General features: G+C 68.9%; 15 protein-coding genes. 6 read left to right on the top strand and 9 right to left on the bottom strand.

Annotated features, from left to right (window positions below):
* Nucleotides 1-487 precede the first annotated feature (487 nt).
* Complete coding sequence (locus ACXC9Q_RS00135) at nt 488-928, top strand: YdeI/OmpD-associated family protein (protein ID WP_457054394.1); 441 nt, start codon at nt 488-490, stop codon at nt 926-928.
* Nucleotides 929-946: 18 nt separating this feature from the next.
* Here the strand turns inward: ACXC9Q_RS00135 and ACXC9Q_RS00140 are convergent, their stop codons facing one another.
* On the bottom strand, nt 947-4,129 hold the full coding sequence (locus ACXC9Q_RS00140; RefSeq protein WP_457054395.1) for a helix-turn-helix transcriptional regulator: 3,183 nt from the start codon (nt 4,127-4,129) through the stop codon (nt 947-949).
* A gap of 93 nt (nt 4,130-4,222) precedes the next feature.
* Between ACXC9Q_RS00140 and ACXC9Q_RS00145 the strand changes: the two genes are divergently transcribed.
* The gene (locus ACXC9Q_RS00145; RefSeq protein WP_457054396.1) at nt 4,223-5,659 is read left to right on the top strand and encodes an Nramp family divalent metal transporter; all 1,437 of its coding nucleotides are present in this window, start codon (nt 4,223-4,225) and stop codon (nt 5,657-5,659) included.
* Nucleotides 5,660-5,701: 42 nt separating this feature from the next.
* Here the strand turns inward: ACXC9Q_RS00145 and ACXC9Q_RS00150 are convergent, their stop codons facing one another.
* The 5 genes from ACXC9Q_RS00150 to ACXC9Q_RS00170 all read right to left on the bottom strand — a co-directional run bounded on the left by ACXC9Q_RS00150 (nt 5,702) and on the right by ACXC9Q_RS00170 (nt 9,932).
* Nucleotides 5,702-6,481: a hypothetical protein gene (locus ACXC9Q_RS00150; protein ID WP_457054397.1), complete on the bottom strand. Its 780-nt coding sequence runs from the start codon at nt 6,479-6,481 to the stop codon at nt 5,702-5,704.
* Between the two features lie 12 nt (nt 6,482-6,493).
* The gene (locus ACXC9Q_RS00155) at nt 6,494-6,823 is read right to left on the bottom strand and encodes a hypothetical protein (protein WP_457054398.1); all 330 of its coding nucleotides are present in this window, start codon (nt 6,821-6,823) and stop codon (nt 6,494-6,496) included.
* Nucleotides 6,824-6,907: 84 nt separating this feature from the next.
* Nucleotides 6,908-7,882, bottom strand: coding sequence for a hypothetical protein (locus ACXC9Q_RS00160; RefSeq protein WP_457054399.1), 975 nt, complete (start codon nt 7,880-7,882; stop codon nt 6,908-6,910).
* A gap of 115 nt (nt 7,883-7,997) precedes the next feature.
* Complete coding sequence (locus ACXC9Q_RS00165; RefSeq protein ID WP_329484533.1) at nt 7,998-8,927, bottom strand: SMP-30/gluconolactonase/LRE family protein; 930 nt, start codon at nt 8,925-8,927, stop codon at nt 7,998-8,000.
* A gap of 102 nt (nt 8,928-9,029) precedes the next feature.
* Nucleotides 9,030-9,932, bottom strand: coding sequence for an SMP-30/gluconolactonase/LRE family protein (locus ACXC9Q_RS00170; protein ID WP_457054400.1), 903 nt, complete (start codon nt 9,930-9,932; stop codon nt 9,030-9,032).
* 61 nt (nt 9,933-9,993) lie between these two features.
* On the opposite strand from ACXC9Q_RS00170, the gene ACXC9Q_RS00175 reads away from it, so the two are divergent.
* Together ACXC9Q_RS00175 and ACXC9Q_RS00180 are read left to right on the top strand one after the other, a co-directional pair.
* The gene (locus ACXC9Q_RS00175; RefSeq protein ID WP_457054401.1) at nt 9,994-10,443 is read left to right on the top strand and encodes an Lrp/AsnC family transcriptional regulator; all 450 of its coding nucleotides are present in this window, start codon (nt 9,994-9,996) and stop codon (nt 10,441-10,443) included.
* A 65-nt stretch (nt 10,444-10,508) separates the two neighbouring features.
* Entirely contained in the window at nt 10,509-12,278 is a 1,770-nt protein-coding gene (locus tag ACXC9Q_RS00180) for an acetyl/propionyl/methylcrotonyl-CoA carboxylase subunit alpha (protein ID WP_457054402.1), read from the top strand.
* Here the strand turns inward: ACXC9Q_RS00180 and ACXC9Q_RS00185 are convergent.
* Nucleotides 12,275-12,955 carry a TetR/AcrR family transcriptional regulator gene (locus ACXC9Q_RS00185; protein ID WP_457054403.1) on the bottom strand — a complete coding sequence of 227 codons (681 nt, stop codon included), beginning with the start codon at nt 12,953-12,955 and terminating at the stop codon, nt 12,275-12,277. The two genes, ACXC9Q_RS00180 and ACXC9Q_RS00185, sit on opposite strands and share 4 nt — an antisense overlap.
* 248 nt (nt 12,956-13,203) lie before the next feature.
* On the opposite strand from ACXC9Q_RS00185, the gene ACXC9Q_RS00190 reads away from it, so the two are divergent.
* The gene (locus ACXC9Q_RS00190) at nt 13,204-15,522 is read left to right on the top strand and encodes a DUF222 domain-containing protein (protein WP_457054404.1); all 2,319 of its coding nucleotides are present in this window, start codon (nt 13,204-13,206) and stop codon (nt 15,520-15,522) included.
* A 559-nt stretch (nt 15,523-16,081) separates the two neighbouring features.
* Here ACXC9Q_RS00190 and ACXC9Q_RS00195 read toward each other — a convergent pair.
* Nucleotides 16,082-16,483, bottom strand: coding sequence for an arsenate reductase ArsC (locus ACXC9Q_RS00195; RefSeq protein ID WP_457054405.1), 402 nt, complete (start codon nt 16,481-16,483; stop codon nt 16,082-16,084).
* Nucleotides 16,484-16,502: 19 nt separating this feature from the next.
* Entirely contained in the window at nt 16,503-16,865 is a 363-nt protein-coding gene (locus ACXC9Q_RS00200) for an ArsR/SmtB family transcription factor (RefSeq protein WP_457054406.1), read from the bottom strand.
* An 80-nt stretch (nt 16,866-16,945) separates the two neighbouring features.
* On the opposite strand from ACXC9Q_RS00200, the gene ACXC9Q_RS00205 reads away from it, so the two are divergent.
* Complete coding sequence (locus ACXC9Q_RS00205) at nt 16,946-18,292, top strand: FAD-dependent oxidoreductase (RefSeq protein ID WP_457054407.1); 1,347 nt, start codon at nt 16,946-16,948, stop codon at nt 18,290-18,292.
* Nucleotides 18,293-18,376: the final 84 nt, after the last annotated feature.

The raw sequence follows: 18,376 nt of genomic DNA on the forward strand, positions 1-18,376 counted from the left end.
GCTCTCGATTCCGCGGTGCCGGCACACTCACCAAGCAGACGCGGTCCTGCCCGGTCACGCCCCGATCCGGTCCACCGTCCGAGGGCCGTTTGGCGGGCGGGGGCGCGGACACCAGGTCGGGGCTTGGGACAACTCATGACCTGTCCCAGGCCCCGACACCTTGTCCCAGCTCCCTACGCCGGCCCGAAATCCCGGCCCCCCGTACGCCGCCGCCCACCAGTTGCCGACGACCCGATCCCTGATGGCCACCGGCGCCGGCTGGGGGCGGCTATCCTTCCGCCCGGGTTGGTCCACCACTCGGGCGTCGCGGCGGCGGCTCGTGCTTGATCGGTGCGAAAAGCCGGGCGGGGCCGAGACCCACGGTTGCGACAGGAGAGTCGGCACAACTTGTCTCAACCCACCACGACCTGTCCCGGGTACGGCGGATGTGGGTCACCTTCCGTGGTGACGCTCTCCCCCTTCTCGTGCGCTTTGTAGCCTTTGGTTCATGGAGACGTTCGAGGGGACGATTGTGGTGAATGACGGGGGTGGGGCCTGGGTGGAGGTGCCCGGGGAGGTGGTTGCCGCGCTCGGGGGTGGTGGGCGGATTCCGGTGCAGGCGACGTTCGACGGGATCGCGTATCGGGGGTCGATCGCGTCGATGGGTGGGCGTATGGCGCTGGGGATCTTGAAGAGTATTCGGGGTGAGTTGAGGAAGGGGGCCGGTGATCCGGTCACTGTGACCTTGGTGCGGGACGCGGCCGAGCGGACGGTGGAGGTGCCGGCGGATCTCGCCGCGGCGCTGCAGGAGGCCGGGTTGCGGAAGGCGTTCGATGCGCTCAGCTACAGCCACCGGCGGGAGCACGTGAACGCGATCAACGACGCCAAGAGGCCGGAGACCCGGGTACGGCGGATCAGCAAAGCACTCGAGATGCTCAAGTCTTCTTGAGCTCGGGCCTTCTTGAGCTCAGGCCTTCTTGAGTGATGCGAGCTCGGTGCGGTTGGCGACGCCGAGTTTCGCGTACACGTGTGCGAGGTGTGTCTTCACGGTGCCCCGGCTGATGAACAACCGCTCACCGATCTCCGGGTTGCTCAGCCCTTCCACCGCGAGCGCGACCACCTGTTCCTCGGTCGGCGTCAAACTCGCCCACCCGCTCGACGGCCGGCCCCTCGCTCCCCTGGTACGACGCGCATACGCAACAGCCTCGTCCAGCGACAGCGGCAGCTCGTCAACGCTCTGCGGCGCTGCTCGGTCAGCCTGCGCGGCCTGACGATCCGATGCGGACCGCTCGGCTGGCGTGGGTCGATCGGCCAGCGCGGGCAGACCAGCCGGCGCGGGCAGACCGGCCGGCGCGGGCAGACCGGCCGGCGCGGGCAGACCGGCCGGCGCGGGCAGACCGGGCGGCGTGGGCTGACCGGCTGGGGCTGTGTAGCCGAGGGTGGTGCGGGCGGTGGCGGCTGCGGTTGCGAGGCGGGTTGCGTCGGCGGAGCGGTTGGTGTGGTTTGCCAGCAGGGCGAGGGATTCGAGGCTGTCGACCAGTTGTGTGCGCAGACCGTGGTCGAGTCGTGTGGTGAGCGACTCGTGCAGGAGGTCGGCGGCCTTGTCGGGCTGGTCGGTGATCACGCATCGGCCCAGTTGGTCGAGCGCGTCGGCCAGGATCTTCGGCAGGCCGTACTCCCGGGCAAGGCTCACCCCACGCTCCGCGGCCTCGATCGCCTCCGCCGTGTGTCCGCCCGCCTGCAGCGCGGCGGCGTACGTCGGGAGGAGCATCGCCGGCACATACGTCTGCGCCATCGGGCTGTCCGGATCCACAATGGGCCGCATCCACTCGACAGCGGCGTCATGGTTGCCTTTCCACAGTGACAGCACGCCCATCACCTGACCGAGGTTCGGGACCACTGCCGCGTCGGCCAGATCGAGGAGCGGCTGCATCAACGTGTACGCCTCGTCAAGCCGTCCCGATCGAGCCAGCAACGTCGCCAACTGACCGCGGGCCGTCCCGACACGATGGAAGTCGGCCAGCGGCTCGGCCGTTGCGAGGGCCTGTCCGGCCACCTCGATCGCCTGCCGCAGCTCGCCTGTCGACGCAAGACTCTCGGACCGTACCAGCAGCACCGTGGTCGCGATACCGCGCTCACCGCGGGCGAGCAGGCCCGGCGTGACGACCTCGAGCATCGGACGCAGCTCGTCGTGCCGGTCCCACAGCGCCAGCAACACGCACTGGAGCGCGAGGTTCGCGTCGCGAGCGGTGTCGTCGCCGATCCCCTCGGCGAGGCGACGTCCTTCCTCGGTCAGGTCCCAGGCCTCCTGGAATTCGGTGAAGAACTTGCCGACCGCAACCAGAGCGAGCAGCAACGACCGCAGCCGATCGGCACCGAGCTCAGCGGCCAACTCGAGCCCCCGGCCGGCCGCGTCGTACCCGAACGGATCGACGGTGTCGGCGACGGACGCGTACCCGTACAGCAAACGGGCCTGCAGCAACGACTTCTCGTCCGGCGCGGAGTCGATCGCGCGCCGGAGGATCCCGATCCCCTCGGAGCCCGTCGCCTGCAGGTTCCACATCCAGGGCAACGCGGCGGCCAGCCGGCGGCCGCGTTCAGTGTCGCTTCGGGACAGTCCGTGGTCCAGTGCCGCGCGGTAGTTCTCCCGATCGGGCTCGATCAGCGCTTGCCACTTGTCCCGATCGGTGTCCAGCAGCGGCTCTGCCGCCTCGGCCGCGGCGAGGTAATGATCGAGCTGCAGGTCACGGACGGCGTCCTCCTCATCCGCCTCCCGCAGCCGCGCACCGGCGTACTCGCGGATCGTCTCGAGCAGCCGGTAGCGTCCGGCCTCGGCCACAACAAGCGATTTGTCGACAAGCCGCCCGAAGATCTCCAGTACGCCGTCCCGTCCGCACACGGCCCGCGCTGCGTCCAGAGTGAACCCGCCGGCGAACACGGCCAGCCGGCGGAACACCAGCGGCTCGTCCGGATCGAGCAGCTCGTGACTCCAGTCGATCGACGCGGCCAGCGTCTGCTGCCGGGCCGCGACACCACGGACGTTCTTCGTCAGCAGGCCGAACCGGTCGTCCAGGCCGGACTCGATCTGCTCCGGCGTCAGCGTGCGTCCCCAGGCCGCGGCCAGTTCCAGCGCCAGCGGCATCCCGTCCAGGCGGACGCAGATCGACCGGATCGCCTGCTCCGACTCCGGAAACTCGGATCCGGCGCGTTCCACGAAGAGTGTCCGCGCCTCGTCCGGCGCGAGGGCGGGCACGCGCCAGACCGCCTCGCCTGGGATGTCCAGCGGCTCGCGGCTCGTCGCGAGTACGGAGATCTCGGGACACGCGGTCTGCAGCGCGACCACGAACTCCGCGATGGCGTCGATGATCTGCTCGCAGTTGTCCAGGCAGATCAGGGCTTGCTTGATCCGCAACTGACCGATCAGCAGGCGGGTGCGATCGCCGGCCTTGACCAGTACGCCGGCAGCGGTCGCGACCGCCTCCGGGATCTGCTTGCCCTCAGTGACCGCGGCGAGGTCGACCCACCAGACGCCATCCGGCCAGCGATCCGCCAACTGCGCCGCGGATTGAGCGGCCAGCCGGGTCTTGCCGCTGCCGCCTGGGCCAGTCAGCGTCACGAGGCGGTTCCCCGACAGCTGCGTCCGCAGTGCGGCCAGTTGGGTCTGCCGACCGACGAAGCTGGTGAACATCACCGGCAGGTTGTTCGGCACCCGATCCAGCGAGCGCAGCGGCCCGGTCGTCTCCGTGAGCTCGAAGATCCGCTCCGGCGACCCGAGATCCTTCAGCCGGTGAACGCCGAGATCGGTGACGTCGGGCAGGCCGGCCGCGGCGGTTGCGGTCAGCAACGTCTGCCCGGGATTCGCGATCTCCAGCAGTTGCTCGGCATGCCTGACCGCCGCACCTGTCGCCGAGCCCGTGTGTACGGCGATCCGCAGCAACTCGGCCGCCGGCGCGCCGGATGCAGCCGCGCGCAACGTCCGCGCTGCGGAGACCGCGGTCGCCGGGTCATCGAAGACCACGATCGGCTCGGCGGCGTCACGCCGTACCAGCTTCTCCCCGTGCAGTTCGTCGACCAGCCCGGCTAGCCGGACGTAGGAAGGCGCACTCGCGGCACCGGCGTACGACGCGACTACCACCGTCACCCCATCCATGTCCGGCAGTCTGCCATTTAGCTGTGTCGGGTCGCCTGTGTCGGCACTCTTCGTTAACCTCCGCAGAAAGGGGGCCGAGGAAGTGAGGAGCCGATGGCAGACATCACGACCACTGACCACGGAAAGTTCGCACTGCCCACCAAGAACCTGCCCGCGCCGCAGGTCCGCGACCTCCCCGAACCGCCCACCAAGACCTGGAAGATCGTCGGCCCCGGTATGGTCGGCGCCGGAGTCGGGCTGGCCTCGGGTGAGTTCATCCTCTGGCCGTACATCTCCAGTCAGGTCGGACTGGTGTTCCTCTGGGGCGCCGTCGTCGGCGTGGTGATCCAGTGGTTCCTGAACATGGAGATCGAGCGGTACACGCTGGCCACTGGTGAGACAGCGTTGACCGGCTTCAACCGGTACGGCAAGCACTGGGGCCTGTTCTTCGCGATCATGACGTACTTCGCGAACATGTGGCCCGGCTGGGCGACCAGTTCAGCGGCGATGCTGACTTATCTGTTCGGCGCCGGCGACCCGCGCTGGATCGCGATCGGCATCCTGCTGGTGATCGGCGTGATCCTGACCTTCGCGCCGGTCGTCTACGTGATGCTCGAGCGGCTGATCGCGGTGAAGATCGCCGCCGTCGCGCTGCTCGTCGTCCTGGCGCTGGTCTTCGCCATCCGCGGCAAGACGTACAGCGCGCTCGGCGACGCGGTCACCCACCCGCAGTTCCCGGTCGACCAGCTCGGGTTCGCGCTGGTGATGGGCGCGATCGCGTACGCCGGTGCCGGCGGCGGCCAGAATCTCGTGCAGAGCAACTGGATCCGGGACAAGGGTTTCGGGATGGGGCAGCACGTGCCCCGGCTGACGTCGCCGGTCACCGGTGAGACCGAGGCCGACCCGACCGCGAACGGTTACACCTTCACCCCCGACGAGGAGAACATGGCCCGCTGGCGGCGCTGGTGGAAGTTCGCCAACATCGAGCAGGCCGCGACGTTCGTGGCGATCACCGTGCTGACGATCGTGTTCACCTCGATGCTCGCGCACGCGACGCTGTTCGGTAACCCCGGCGTCAAGAACAACATCAGCTTCCTGAAGATCGAGGGCACGACCCTGCAGTCCCTGGTCGGCGGCTGGTTCGGCTACCTGTTCTGGGCGATCGGCGCGTTCGCGCTGTTCGCGGCCGCGGCCGGGATCGTCGACTACACGTCCCGGCTGGCCTCGGACATGATCAAGTCCCGCTACCTGCGCGAATCGAAGGTGACCGAGTCCAAGCTGTACTTCTGGCTGGTCTGGGGACTGGTTGCCTTCGGCATCCTCGTGCTACTGGCCGGTCTGGACCAGCCGCTGGTGCTGCTGGTGATCTCCGCGTGCACCGCCGGCACGATGATGTTCGTGTACTCCGGCCTGCTCTGGTGGATGAATTCCCGGGCCCTGCCGAAGGCGATTCGAATCACGACCTGGCGCACCGCCGTGCTCTGGTTCTCGTTCCTGGCCTTCGGCTTCCTGGCCGTTTTCACTGTGATCGACCAACTCAAGAAGCTGTAACCGGTCCGGCCCGGGGTATCGCCATACCCCGGGCCTGCCGGCTCATCCAGCCAGGAAGTCCGTGACCGCCTGCTCGGCCGCGGTACGCCGTTCCACCGTGACGCCACTGCTGTCCCGGACCTTCCGGTACAGCTCCACGGACGCGTTCAACGCCCGCAGGCAGTCGTCCCGATCCGCGGTCGCGACAGTCGCGCGCAACTCCGGGACCAGCTCCGGCGCCAGCGTCTCCAACCGCCGTACGCCGGAAGGCTTCGACGTCCGGCCCAGGGTCGCGAGCGGCGCGATCGCGGCCGAGCGGATCGCGCCCAGCGCCTCCACCGCCTCGAAGAGTTCACCGCGGGCGATCCTCACCGCTGTGTAATGCACCCACACCCAGAACCGGTCCTCGATCCACTGCGGATCGACCTGCGGCCAGCTCGGCTGCGATGTGCCGTAAGCACGATCGACCGTGTCGTCCCGCTTCCACAGCACGACACCGTCCTCGACGCGATCCCGCAGGTCGTCCGGCGTGACGAACTTCAGATCGACATGCACAAGCGGCGGCCCGTACAACGCGATCAGCAGCCGCGGCTCGCCCACATGCTCACCGGTGAAGCTCGCCAGCAACGGTCCCAGCCGGCCGGCGAACACCCGCGCCTCGGCCAGGCATTCCTTCTGCTTGTCCGGCGCGCACACGAGCACCAGATCCAGATCCGAATACTCGTCGCTGGTTCCAGTCGCGATCGACCCACCGGCGATCACCGCCGACATCCGGCTGTCACCAGCGGCCGCGGCCACCACCGCATCGGCGATCTCACGCAGATGCTCAGGAATTCGATGCATGGCTACTCCTCTTCAGTGGCTGATCAGCAGGATCAGGCGGACGACGAACGACAGCGCGAGTACGGCGACACACGCGATCCGCCACGGCGTCGTACTCCGCCGCAACGGCAGGAACAGCGACAGCACCAACGGCAGCGCCGCGATGGCTTCCCACGTGTTCGAGATGTCGAGCGCGTGGTCGATCCGCCGGCCGCACTCAGGGTCGTCGAACAGACAGTCGTCGCTCACACCGCCGTAATGCTTGAGTTCCACGGCACCGAGGATCACGTTGGCGATGACGACCGCGAACGCCGTCACCCGCCACACCCGGTCCTTGGTGCGTACGTCGTCCTCCGTCAGCACAGCCGTCCTCCTCGTCGGTGGTCAGCAGGCCAACATCCCACAGACGCAGCGGAGCAGGCGACCGAATTTCCTCAACGCGTCTTCTTACGACCGAACGACCACACCGCCCCACCGAGGGGCGTAGAACGGCACCGTGGACCGGCAGTCGGCGATCGGCGCGGGGTGATCGGACCAGCTCCACAGCCAGCCGATGCGGTCGATCCTGCCGTCTTTCAGGGCAAAGGACACCGGCTGGCCGACTCGGGACGGATCGGTCGACCTGGTCACCACGCCCGTCGTCATCGCCACCGGGCCGCCGGTGGCCAGGCAGGTGAGCTGTCCTTCGACCTCCGTCGACGACGTACCACGCTCGGTGAACCGGAAGTGGCCCTGGACCTGCGTCGGGTTCCCGCCTGCCGGCACGTGAGCCGCCAGCTCGAACCGCAGCATTCCGGTTCGCGATGCGTCCGGGCCACCGAGTACGGCGGCAACCGTCGTACCGCCGTCCGCGGCAGCCTGCATCGCCACCGTCGCCCCGGCTCGGGCAGCCTCCGACGGATGCCGTACGCCGTGCACCCGGAACCCACCTTCCGTCAGCACGAAGTTCGGCGCGGCGCCCTGAAGCGGATCCACCGGCGCACCGAAGAATCCCCACATCCAGCCGATCCGGTCCTGCCGGCCACCGTCGTACACGGTGAAACCCACCGGCTTCCCGACCATCTCCAGCGGTAAGCCGGGATGGTCGGCTGCATCGATCACGCCGGTCACCATCGCGACCTCGTCGACCGCCACCAGACTGGAGATCCGCCCTCGAAAGTCCGCCAGCAGCCGCCCGTCCGGCTTGCGGTGGACAACGTGAAAGCTCCCGGACGGTTTCGACGGCTCAGTCGCCGTTGCGTCGATCTCGAACCGCACCGGATCACCGTCGAACGGCTTCCACTCCGGTCCGAGCCGCCCGCCGCCGGCCCCGGACACGCTCATCACCGGCGCCGCATCATTGCCTGCGGCAACCGATGGGGACAGGCCGATTCCGGCCAGCACCGCGACGGCCAAGGCCCCTAGCAGCAGTCGCCCACCCATGTGCAGTCCTCCTCGATCGGGCCCGCCGGTCGCGGACCAACCGAGTCGACGCTTCCATCGCGGCTGCGACGGCACATCCCTCACGAGAGCGAACGCGCTCCCTCCGCCGAGGGAGTCAGCGGCGAGGGCCGTAGGCCTCGGGGGCTCCGTTCGCGGTGGTGAAGAGGGAGTAGACGGAGGTGGTCGCGGTGAGGAAGAGGCGGTTGCGTTTGGCGCCGCCCCAGGTGAGGTTGGAGACAGTCTCGGGGACGAGAAGCTTGCCGAGCAGCGTGCCGTCGGGGTGGTAGATGTGTACGCCGTCGGCAGCGGAAGCCCAGATGCGGCCCTCGGTGTCGAGCCGGATGCCGTCGAAGATCCCGTTGCCGCATTCGGCGAACAGCTCGCCACCGGACAACTTGTCGCCGTCGACGGTGAAGACGCGGAGCGTCCCCTCCTCCGAGTCGGCGATGTAGAGCAACGATTCGTCGAGCGAGAACGCCAGGCCGTTCGGCCGGTTGAAGTCGTCGGCGACCCGGGTCAGCACCCCGTCCGGCGAGATCCGGTAGACATGGCAACCACCCGTTTCGATCGCGCCCTTGTACCCCTCGTAGTCACTGTCGATCCCGTACGCCGGATCCGTGAACCAGACCGAGCCGTCGCGCTTGACCACCACGTCGTTCGGGCTGTTCAGCCGCTTGCCGTCGTACTCCGAAGCCAGCACGGTGACCGCGCCGTGGTGCTCGGTCCGGCTCACCCGGCGGTTGCCGTGCTCGCAGCTGACCAGGCGGCCCTCGGTGTCGCGCGTGTGCCCGTTCGTGTTCCCGGCCGGCTGCCGGAAGACCGAGACCTGGTACGACGTCTCGTCCCAGCGCAGGATGCGGTCGTTCGGGATGTCGCTCCAGAGCAGATAGCGGCCGGCCGGCGAATACACGGGACCTTCCACCCACCGGCCGCCGGTCCACAGGCGCTCGAGCAGGCTGTCCCCGCGGATCCCGGCGAACCGATCGTCCAGCGCCTCCCAGACGGCCGGTGCGGTCCCTGCCAACGGTTCGAGAATGCCCGTCATCACCACTCCTCGCGAACTCGGCTGCACGTCATCGACGAGCCTATGCGGTTCCGGCGTGAGCCGCCCCCGACCGCCCGTCGGTTGGACCACCCGCTGCGCTGATCAGCTGCCTGTTGCGTTGAGCAACCACGACCAGACCGACGTGGTGGCGGTGATGAACAGGCGGTTCCTCTTCGGGCCGCCGAAGGTCAGGTTGGACACGACGTCCGGCAGCAGGAGCTTGCCGATCAGCGTGCCGTCCGGGTCGAAGCAGTGCACGCCTTCGTGCGTCGCCGCCCAGACCCGGCCGGCGCTGTCCAGCCGGATCCCGTCGAACATGCCCGCCTCACACGGCGCGAACACCTCGCCCCCGGTCAGCTTCTCGCCGTCCACGTCGAACCGGCGGATGTGCTTGCCAGGGGTGTCGACGACGTACAACTGGTCCTCGTCAAGGGAGAAGGCGAGGCCGTTCGGGCGGATGAAGTCGTCCGCGACCACCGTCAACGCGCCGTCCGGGGCGATCCGGTAGACGTGGCAACCGTCGATCTCCTGCTCGGCCGCGTGGCCCTCGTAGTTCGAGGTGATGCCGTACGGCGGGTCGGTGAACCAGATCGAGCCGTCGCTGCGCACGACCACATCGTTCGGGCTGTTGAGGCGGCGGCCGTCCAGGTGTGACGCGAGCACCGTGCGGCTCCCGTCGTACTCGGTCCGGATGATGCTGCGGTCGCCTTGGGAGCAGCTGATCAGGCGGCCAGTGCGGTCGATCGTGTTGCCGTTGATATTGCCGGACGGCTCGCGGAAGACGCTCACCTGACCGGAGACCTCGTCCCAGCGGAGCAGCCGGTCGTTGGGGATGTCGCTGAAGATCAGGCAGCGCCAGGCCGGTGCGTACGCCGGCCCTTCCAGCCAGCGACCGCCGTCGTACAGGCACTCGACGTACTCGTCGCCGGCCACGGTGAACCGGTCGTCGAGCTTCACCAGCTCGGCCCGGATCCGCGGCGGGGTGGGTGTGAGAGTGATGGGCATATTCAGAACCATATCCTGTTAAACTCGCTCTGAACAGGATGAGATTCGGAGAGAGCGATAAATGACCATAGATGATCTGGATCGCAAGCTCCTCACCGCCTTGCAGGACGACGCCGGGCAGTCGTACGCCGCGTTGGGCCAGGCCGTCGGCCTAGCAGCGGGCTCGGCGCACGAGCGGGTGCGCAAGCTGAAGGCGGCCGGCGTGATCCGGCGGACCACGGTCGAGGTGGACCCGGCCGCTCTCGGTCAGGGCGTGCTGGCCTTCGTCCTACTCGACGCGAGCGCCTGGATGGGCGACGAGCCGACGCTGCACGCTCTTCGTGCGATTCCGGCGGTCCAGGAGGCGCACATCATCGCCGGGCCGGCATCCGTCCTGGTGAAGGTGCGGACGGCGACCACCGAGGACCTGCAGGCGACCCTGCGCGCGTTGCACCAGATCGACGGCGTCACCAGCACGCAGACGATCGTCGTCCTCGAGTCGTACTTCGAGCGCCCGCCCGCCGTGATGTGAGGAACGCCCTGTCTCCTTCAAGGGCTGGTTCACCCTAGACTCAGGCCAGCCGAAGGGAGTCAGCTGTGTCCGACAGCAAGCAGATCACCAAGGTGCTGGTCGCCAACCGGGGCGAGATCGCCGTCCGGGTCGTCCGGGCCGCCGCCGACGCGGGCCTGGCCAGTGTCGCCGTGTACGCCGACCAGGACCGGGACGCGCTGTTCGTCCGGCTCGCCGACGAGGCGTACTCCCTCGACGGGTCCACACCGGCCGACTCCTACCTGAACATCGCCAAGATCCTCGACGTCGCGGCCCGCTCGGGTGCGGACGCCGTACATCCCGGCTACGGCTTCCTGGCCGAGAACGCCGACTTCGCCCAGGCCGTCCTCGACGCCGGGCTGATCTGGATCGGCCCGCCGCCGTCGGCGATCGACTCGCTCGGCGACAAGGTGAAGGCGCGGCACATCGCCGACAAGGTCGGCGCCCCGCAGGTCCCCGGTACGCCGGACCCGGTCGCCGACGCCTCGGAGGTGATCGCGTTCGCCGAGGAATACGGTCTGCCGATCGCGATCAAGGCGGCGTACGGCGGTGGCGGCCGCGGGATGAAGGTCGCCCGCACGCTGGAGGAGGTGCCGGAGCTGTTCGAGTCGGCGACGCGTGAGGCCGTCAGCGCGTTCGGACGCGGCGAGTGCTTCGTCGAGCGCTACCTGGACAAGCCGCGCCACGTCGAGACCCAGTGCCTGGCCGATGCCCACGGCAACGTTGTGGTGGTGTCGACCCGGGACTGCTCGCTGCAGCGCCGGTACCAGAAGCTGGTCGAGGAGGCTCCTGCTCCGTTCTTGTCGTCCGAGCAGGTGGAGACTTTGTACTCGGCGTCGAAGGCGATCCTGCGGGAGGCCGGGTACGTCGGGGCCGGCACGTGTGAGTTCCTGGTCGGGCAGGACGGGCTGATCTCATTCCTCGAGGTGAACACCCGGCTGCAGGTCGAGCACCCGGTCTCCGAGGAGGTCACCGGGCTGGACCTGGTCCGCGAGATGTTCCGGATCGCCAACGGCGAGGAGCTCGGGTACGACGATCCCGTCGTGTCGGGGCATTCGATCGAGTTCCGGATCAACGCGGAGGACGGCGGGCGAGGATTCCTGCCCGCGCCGGGCACCCTGACCCGCTGGCACGCGCCGTCCGGTCCCGGCGTACGGCTCGACGGCGGCTACGACCAGGGCGAGACCGTGCCCGGCGCCTTCGACTCCTTGGTGGCCAAGCTGATCGTCACCGGTCGCGACCGGACCCAGGCGGTGGAACGGTCCCGCCGGGCCCTGCGCGAGTTCGTCGTCGAGGGCATGCCGACGGTCATCCCGTTCCACGCGGCCGTCGTGTCGGACCCCGCCTTCGTGGGCACCGACGGCTTCAAGGTCCACACCCGCTGGATCGAAACCGAGTACGACAACCAACTCACGCCGTACGAAGGCCCGACCGCCGAGGCCGAAGAGACCGGCGAACGCGAGCGGGTCACCGTCGAGGTCGGCGGCAAACGCCTCGAGGTCGTCCTGCCCGCCGGCCTCGGCGCCAGTGCCGCACCCGCCGCCGGCAAGAAGAAGCCGGCCCGCCGAGCCGGCAGCTCCGGTAAGGGCGCCACCGCCTCCGGCGACTCCCTCACCTCGCCGATGCAAGGCACCATCGTCAAGATCGCCGTCGAAGAAGGCGCCACCGTGGCCGAAGGCGACCTCATCGTTGTCCTCGAAGCCATGAAAATGGAACAACCCCTCAACGCCCACAAATCCGGCACCATCACCGGCCTGACCGCCGAAGTAGGCGCGACGGTCTCCGCCGGCGCCACCCTCTGCGAAATCAAGGACTAACCGCCGGCGCTGAGGCGGGTCTGGAAGCCGTCGAGGATGGTTTGCAGGCCGAAGTCGAACGTGTTGTCGGGCTCGGCGGCGTACTGGGTTGCGGCTGTGGTGTTGAGGCGGGCGCGGACGTACGGAAACTGGGCGGCGACCTCGCGGGACCTGGCCATGAATTCCTGGATGGTCTGCTCGGGATCGTGGCCGCCGCGGCTCAGGCGGCGGTTGAGTGATACCTCTGCGGCGGTGCCCAGCGCACTGCCGATCACGAAGATGAGGACCGTGGCCGCAGCACGGTCCGCGTCAGCAGGGGCGAACCCTGCCTGCTCATAGAGCGCGAGACTGTGGTCGTCGTACCGGAATTTCCCTGGCCCCGACAACAGATGACTCCCGAACGCTTGCCCGAGCCACGGATGCCGAGTGAGCATCCCATGCAATCCGACCGCCATCGCCGTGGCCGCTTCACGCCAGTCACCGGCCTCGAGGTCCGGCAACTCGATCTCCGCCCAGATCGCGTCCCCCGCCAACTGCACCAGCTCGTCCTTGGTCTTGATATGCCAGTAGATCGCCGTCGCGGCAGTGCCCAGCCGCTGCCCGAGCGCCCGCATGTTCAGCCCGTCGAGCCCTTCGCTGTCGAGCAGTTCGATAGCAGCCGTCACGATCTGCTCCACCGTCAACGTGTCCCTAGGCATACCCCCACCATATTTGAACAAAGTTCAGCCACGGGACACCGCCACTTGCGACGGCACGTCCAGCGACAGGCCGGCGCAACATAGAAACCCCACGGTTATGATGCTTGCCCGAGGCAACGTCCTTCAGGTTGTCCACAAGGGCTGCAGGTTGTGGATAGCCGACGATGCGTTGTGGATGAGCAGAATCCCTTGAAAACAAGGGGTTCCGGGTTTGGGAACTGTCGGTGGCTGTGTCTAGAGTTGACGGCATGGAACTCCTGGGTGCGCGGCCGGTGTGGTCGATGAGCGGCAGCGAAAAGCTCGCGGCTCTCGACGCCCTCGAGGCCGACCTCGCCCGCCGGCAGACCTACCGCCTCCACCTCATCGCGAGCCTCGACCACGACGGCTACGCCCAGGAGATCGGCGCCCACGACACCACCCAGCTCCTCGCGTTCCGCTACCGCCTCGACCGTCCCCAAGCCCGCCGCGACGTCCGCCTCGCCCAAACCCTCTCGAAATACGCCGCCGTGTCGGCCGCCCTCCCCGCCACCGGCCACCCCGGCGCGCCGGGCAACGACCCGCCGGCAGATTCACCCGACACCCCGACCGACGCTCCGCACGAGCCGGAGCCGGACGAGGCGGACCAGGCGGGCGCGGCGGAGGGGTTCTTGCGCCCGGCCCAGGCCGAGGCGATCGTGACCGCGCTCGAGAAAGTCCCCGACACTGTCCCGGTCGAGGACCTCGACGTGGCCGAACGCGAACTCCTCGCCCTGGCCCGCCACCTGTCCCCGGCCGAACTACGCAAGGCCGGCCAACGCGTCCGCGACATCCTCGACACCGACGGCCCCGAACCCGACGAACACCACGCCTACGCCCGCGAATCGCTGACCCTGACCGGAACCGACCGGGGCGTGAAGTTCCGCGGCTACCTGGCCAACGAAAACGCCGAACTCCTCCGCTCCCTGATCCACGCCGGCGCCCGCCCCCACCGCACCCACACCGGCGACCTCGACCCCCGCCCCCGCGACAAACGCCAAGCCGACGCCCTCACCACCGCCCTCACCCTCGCCGCCACCGCCTACGACACCACCACCACAGCCCGTCCAACTGATGCCGCCACGGCCGGAGCCACTACAGCGGGCGCCGGTGCGCCGGGTGCGGCCGATGCCCGCACGGCCGGTGCCGGTACGGCGGACGTGGATGGGGCGGGCGGGGTCGGTGGGGCTGGGCGGATTCCGGGGTTTGGTGCGAAGGCGAACATCACCGTGACCATCGACCTGCAGGACCTGAAGTCCGCGGCCGCGGATGCGATCGGCGATGTGGTGTACGGCGACGGACTGTCCGCGGCCACCATCCGGCGACTCGCCTGCGACGCCAAGATCATCCCGCTGGTGCTCGGGTCGAAGTCGGAGCCGCTGGACGTCGGGCGGGCCGAGCGGCTGGTCACCGGCGCGATGCGCCGCGCCCTGAACGCCCGCGACACAGGCTGCGTCGTCTGCGGCGCCCCACCCGTGCAGTGCGACGCCCACCACCTACAGTCCTGGATCGACGGCGGCGCCACCGCCGTACACAACCTGTGCCTGCTCTGCCGCCGCCATCACGTCGACCTCCACCACGGCGAGTGGACCATCACCATCACCGACGGCGAGGTCCACGTCGCCCGCCCCGCCTGGGCCGACCCGCCACCCCAACACACCACCCGACCAGCCCGGCAACCCGACCCCTGCCGACCACGGCACCAGCCCGCCCAACAGCCACCGCCACAGCCACCGCCGCCGCCACCGCCACCGCCGCCGCCCACCGGACCAAGCACGACCGGTGCATCCCGCATGAGCTCACCGCACAACGGACACGACCCGTCCGGATCACCTCATACGGGCTCACCGCACCTGGGAGACAACCCATCCGCTGAGTCCCGCTCGCCCTCAACGCCCGAGCCGGGCGCGCCGACACCCCGACCACCCGAGCCGGGCGCGACGACACCCCGACCGCCTGAGCCGGGTGCGACGACGCCGCCTGAGCCGGGTGCGACGGCATCACCAATGCCCAGGCCAGAACGCGGCACGCCATCGCCACCATCTTCGTCCGGCCCGGAGCCCGGCGTGGCATCACCATCGCTGCCCGAGCCCGCGGACGGCACGGCATCACTCGGCGAGTCTGGCGGGCCGACTCCGGTCACGCTGGTTGCCGCTTCGGATGCAGCCGGTTCCGCGAGTCGCCGTACGGCAACCGGTGCGGAAGTCCTTCGGCGGCTGCTGGCGGCCAAGGGCGAGAGCGCCGAACCACTCGCGGGCTTGCCACTTCGCGAGGCGGCGAACCTCGCCATCTGGGGCGAGCCCTCCACTCCGCCTGCCCAGCCTTTGACCACGGAGAACCACACATCCGATCGCGATCAACCCCTCGCGCCGTCCGACGATCAGTTATCCGAACCGCTGCACGGACTCCGCGACGATCGATCGGCCGACGAACGCCGCGAGGCCGTGACTGCCTCCGAACCTGCGCGCTGGCTCGGCGCTCGACCGAAAACGACGGCGTCGGTTGACGCTCCGTCTGGTGCTGACTCCGCGCTTGAACGGCGACCGGCCTGAAATCGCCCTCGCTGTCAGGTCAAGGCCACCCCGCCGCTGAGGTCGTCCGTGCTGGACACGCCGACCATCCCCTTGGGCCACGGCCAGCCCGTGCTGTCAGGTCGAGGCAGTACCGCGGTTGACTCGCCGGTGCTGGACGCGGCGACCAGCCAGTTCGGCTGTGATCAGGTAGGACAGAGGCTGTGCACGGCGGGTTCGTCGGGCCCGGGATGCGGTACGGCGGTCCGCCTGGCGATCTCCTGGTTGGACGCGCGGAACAGTGCGATCCTCCTCCGGAGCCGCGGGTACGGCGATCTGCACGAGGCAGTCGGGTCGCCGTCGATGTACGAACGGCGGATCCATGTGACCGCGGCTCGGCCGGCCGGCGGACGGCGGCCCGGGGCTCGGCCGGTCGGCGGCTTGCGGCGCAGTGGCGATCGGTCGAGGTCACTGCGCTGCCGACGTCGCCGGTGCTGGGCGCGGCGACCACTAGTCGGGGCCGTGGTCAGGCCGCGTTGCCGGGTCGAGCGACTCCGTCGATGCGGTCGTCAGCGGTGGACTGAGCGGCCGGCAGTTGGGGTCAGGTGGGCTGGAGGGTGCCTATCAGGGACTCGATGTGGGTGCGGATTTGGTCGCGGATCTGGCGTACGGCGGGGAGGGGTTGGCCGGCCGGGTCAGGGAGTTCCCAGTCCTCGTAGCGTTTGCCTGGGTAGAAGGGGCAGGCGTCGCCGCAGCCCATGGTGATGACCACGTCGCTGGACTGGACGGCTTCGGTCGAGAGTCGTTGCGGGACGGCGGCGGTGATGTCGATGCCGACCTCTTGCATCGCCTGGATGGCAACGGGATTGAGCTGATCGGCGGGTTCGGATCCGGCGGACAGGACGGAGACCGTGTCGCCGGCCAGGTGGCGTAGCCAGCCGGCGGCCATCTGGGAGCGGCCGGCGTTGTGGATGCAGACGAACAGGACGGTGGGCTTGTTCACGAGGTAGCTCCTGCAGGTCTCAGTGCGCGGTCGCCGGTACGGCGAGAAGAGTCGAGATCCACTGGATCCGTTCGGGCACGGGCCAGTAGTAGACCCACGTGCCGCGGCGTTCACAGTCGACCAGGCCGGCCTCGCGCAACACCTTGAGGTGATGGGAGATGGTCGGCCCACTGACGTCGAACTGCGGTGTCAGCTCACACACGCAGACCTCACCGTCGGCGGACGTGATCATCGACAGCAAGCGCAGCCGGATCGGGTCGGCGAGGGCTTTGAAGACCGCGGCGCCCTCGACCGCTCCGCCCGAATCGAGGGCCGCGTCGGAGATCGGCGTACAGCACGTACCGCCGGAGGCCGGCATCAGCGTGATCTCCTGTTTCGACATGTTTCTATCTTGACTGCTGTCTAATCAAGAGGCAAGGTGGACATCGCTGATTAGATGAACTTCAAGATAAGGAGTGGATCGTGAGCGAGCCAACAGCAGCCCCGATCGTGGTCATCGGCGCCGGTCCGGTCGGGCTGGCCGCGGCGGCGCAGCTGGCCGAGCGCGGCCTGGACTTCGTCGTGCTCGAGTCAGGGCCGAGCGTGGCCGCGGCGATCGAGGAATGGCGGCACGTGAAGCTCTTCAGCCCGTGGCGCTATGACCTCGACAGCGCGGCCCGGCGCCTGCTGGAAAGTGCTGGGTGGACCGAACCCGACCTCGGCTCGCTGCCGACCGGCGGCGAGCTGATCGACGCCTATCTCGAGCCGTTGACCAAGACTCCGCAACTCAACGACCGGATCCGGTACGGCGCTCAGGTCGCAGCGGTGACGAGGATCGGCTTCGACCGGATCCGCACGGCCGGGCGCGAGGCCGCGCCGTTCCTGATCCGCCTCGCCGACGACACCGAGCTGCTCGCCTCGGCCGTGATCGATGCCGCCGGCAACTGGCGCACACCGAATGTCCTCGGCGGTTCCGGCATCCCGGCACGCGGCGAGACCACCACGGACGGCATCGCGCACGCGCTGCCCGACGTACTCGGCGCCGACCGGGATCGCTATGCAGGTCGTCGTACGGCGATCGTCGGCGCCGGCCACTCGGCCGCGACCACGCTGCTCGACCTCGGCGTACTCGCTCAGGACGCGCCCGGCACGGAGATCGTCTGGGTCGTCCGTGGCACCGACCAGGCTCGCACCTACGGCGGCGGTGAAGCCGACGAGCTCCCCGCACGCGGCGCGCTCGGCTCCCGGCTCAAGAAGCTCGTGCAGTCCGGCCAGGTGGAGCTCGTCAGTTCGTTCCGGATCGAGGCCATCGGCCGCACCGCCGGCGGACGCGTCGAGCTGACCTCCGGCGAACGGACCGTCGTCGCCGACACCGTTGTGAACTCCACCGGATTCCGCCCCGACCACGAGATGGTGTCCGAACTGCGCCTCGACCTCGACCCGATCCTCGGCTCCACCCGCGCACTCGCCCCGCTGATCGACCCGAACAAGCACTCCTGCGGCACGGTCCCACCGCACGGCGTCGACGAACTCGCTCACCCCGAGCCCGGGTACTACGCCATCGGCGCGAAGTCCTACGGCCGCGCACCGACGTTCCTGCTCGCCACCGGCTACGAACAGGCCCGATCCGTGGTGGCCGCGCTGGCCGGAGACTGGACCGGCGCCCGCGACGTCCAGCTCAACCTGCCGGAGACGGGCGTCTGCTCGTCCAACCTCGCGTACGGCGACAGCGCCGGCGAGACCGGCGGTTGCTGCGGCCCCACACCCGTCGCACCGCCGACCGGTCGTCAACTCCTGACCATCACCGACAGCACCCCCTCGGCCTGCTGAACCTCTTGAACAAAGTGCAGGAAATACTTGCACAGTGTTCAATTAGCGGACTACGCTCCTCCTGTACTTAGTTCAAGTCCGTGA

It is taken from the genome of Kribbella sp. CWNU-51, from assembly GCF_054073265.1.

Bases quoted from the DNA above. Each gene is read 5' to 3' on its own strand.
- ACXC9Q_RS00135 (WP_457054394.1), top strand. From the start codon at position 488: ATGGAGACGTTCGAGGGGACGATTGTGGTGAATGACGGGGGTGGGGCC.
- ACXC9Q_RS00140 (WP_457054395.1), bottom strand. From the start codon at position 4,129: ATGGATGGGGTGACGGTGGTAGTCGCGTCGTACGCCGGTGCCGCGAGT.
- ACXC9Q_RS00145 (WP_457054396.1), top strand. From the start codon at position 4,223: ATGGCAGACATCACGACCACTGACCACGGAAAGTTCGCACTGCCCACC.
- ACXC9Q_RS00150 (WP_457054397.1), bottom strand. From the start codon at position 6,481: ATGCATCGAATTCCTGAGCATCTGCGTGAGATCGCCGATGCGGTGGTG.
- ACXC9Q_RS00160 (WP_457054399.1), bottom strand. From the start codon at position 7,882: ATGGGTGGGCGACTGCTGCTAGGGGCCTTGGCCGTCGCGGTGCTGGCC.
- ACXC9Q_RS00165 (WP_329484533.1), bottom strand. From the start codon at position 8,927: ATGACGGGCATTCTCGAACCGTTGGCAGGGACCGCACCGGCCGTCTGG.
- ACXC9Q_RS00170 (WP_457054400.1), bottom strand. From the start codon at position 9,932: ATGCCCATCACTCTCACACCCACCCCGCCGCGGATCCGGGCCGAGCTG.
- ACXC9Q_RS00175 (WP_457054401.1), top strand. From the start codon at position 9,994: ATGACCATAGATGATCTGGATCGCAAGCTCCTCACCGCCTTGCAGGAC.
- ACXC9Q_RS00185 (WP_457054403.1), bottom strand. From the start codon at position 12,955: ATGCCTAGGGACACGTTGACGGTGGAGCAGATCGTGACGGCTGCTATC.
- ACXC9Q_RS00190 (WP_457054404.1), top strand. From the start codon at position 13,204: ATGGAACTCCTGGGTGCGCGGCCGGTGTGGTCGATGAGCGGCAGCGAA.
- ACXC9Q_RS00200 (WP_457054406.1), bottom strand. From the start codon at position 16,865: ATGTCGAAACAGGAGATCACGCTGATGCCGGCCTCCGGCGGTACGTGC.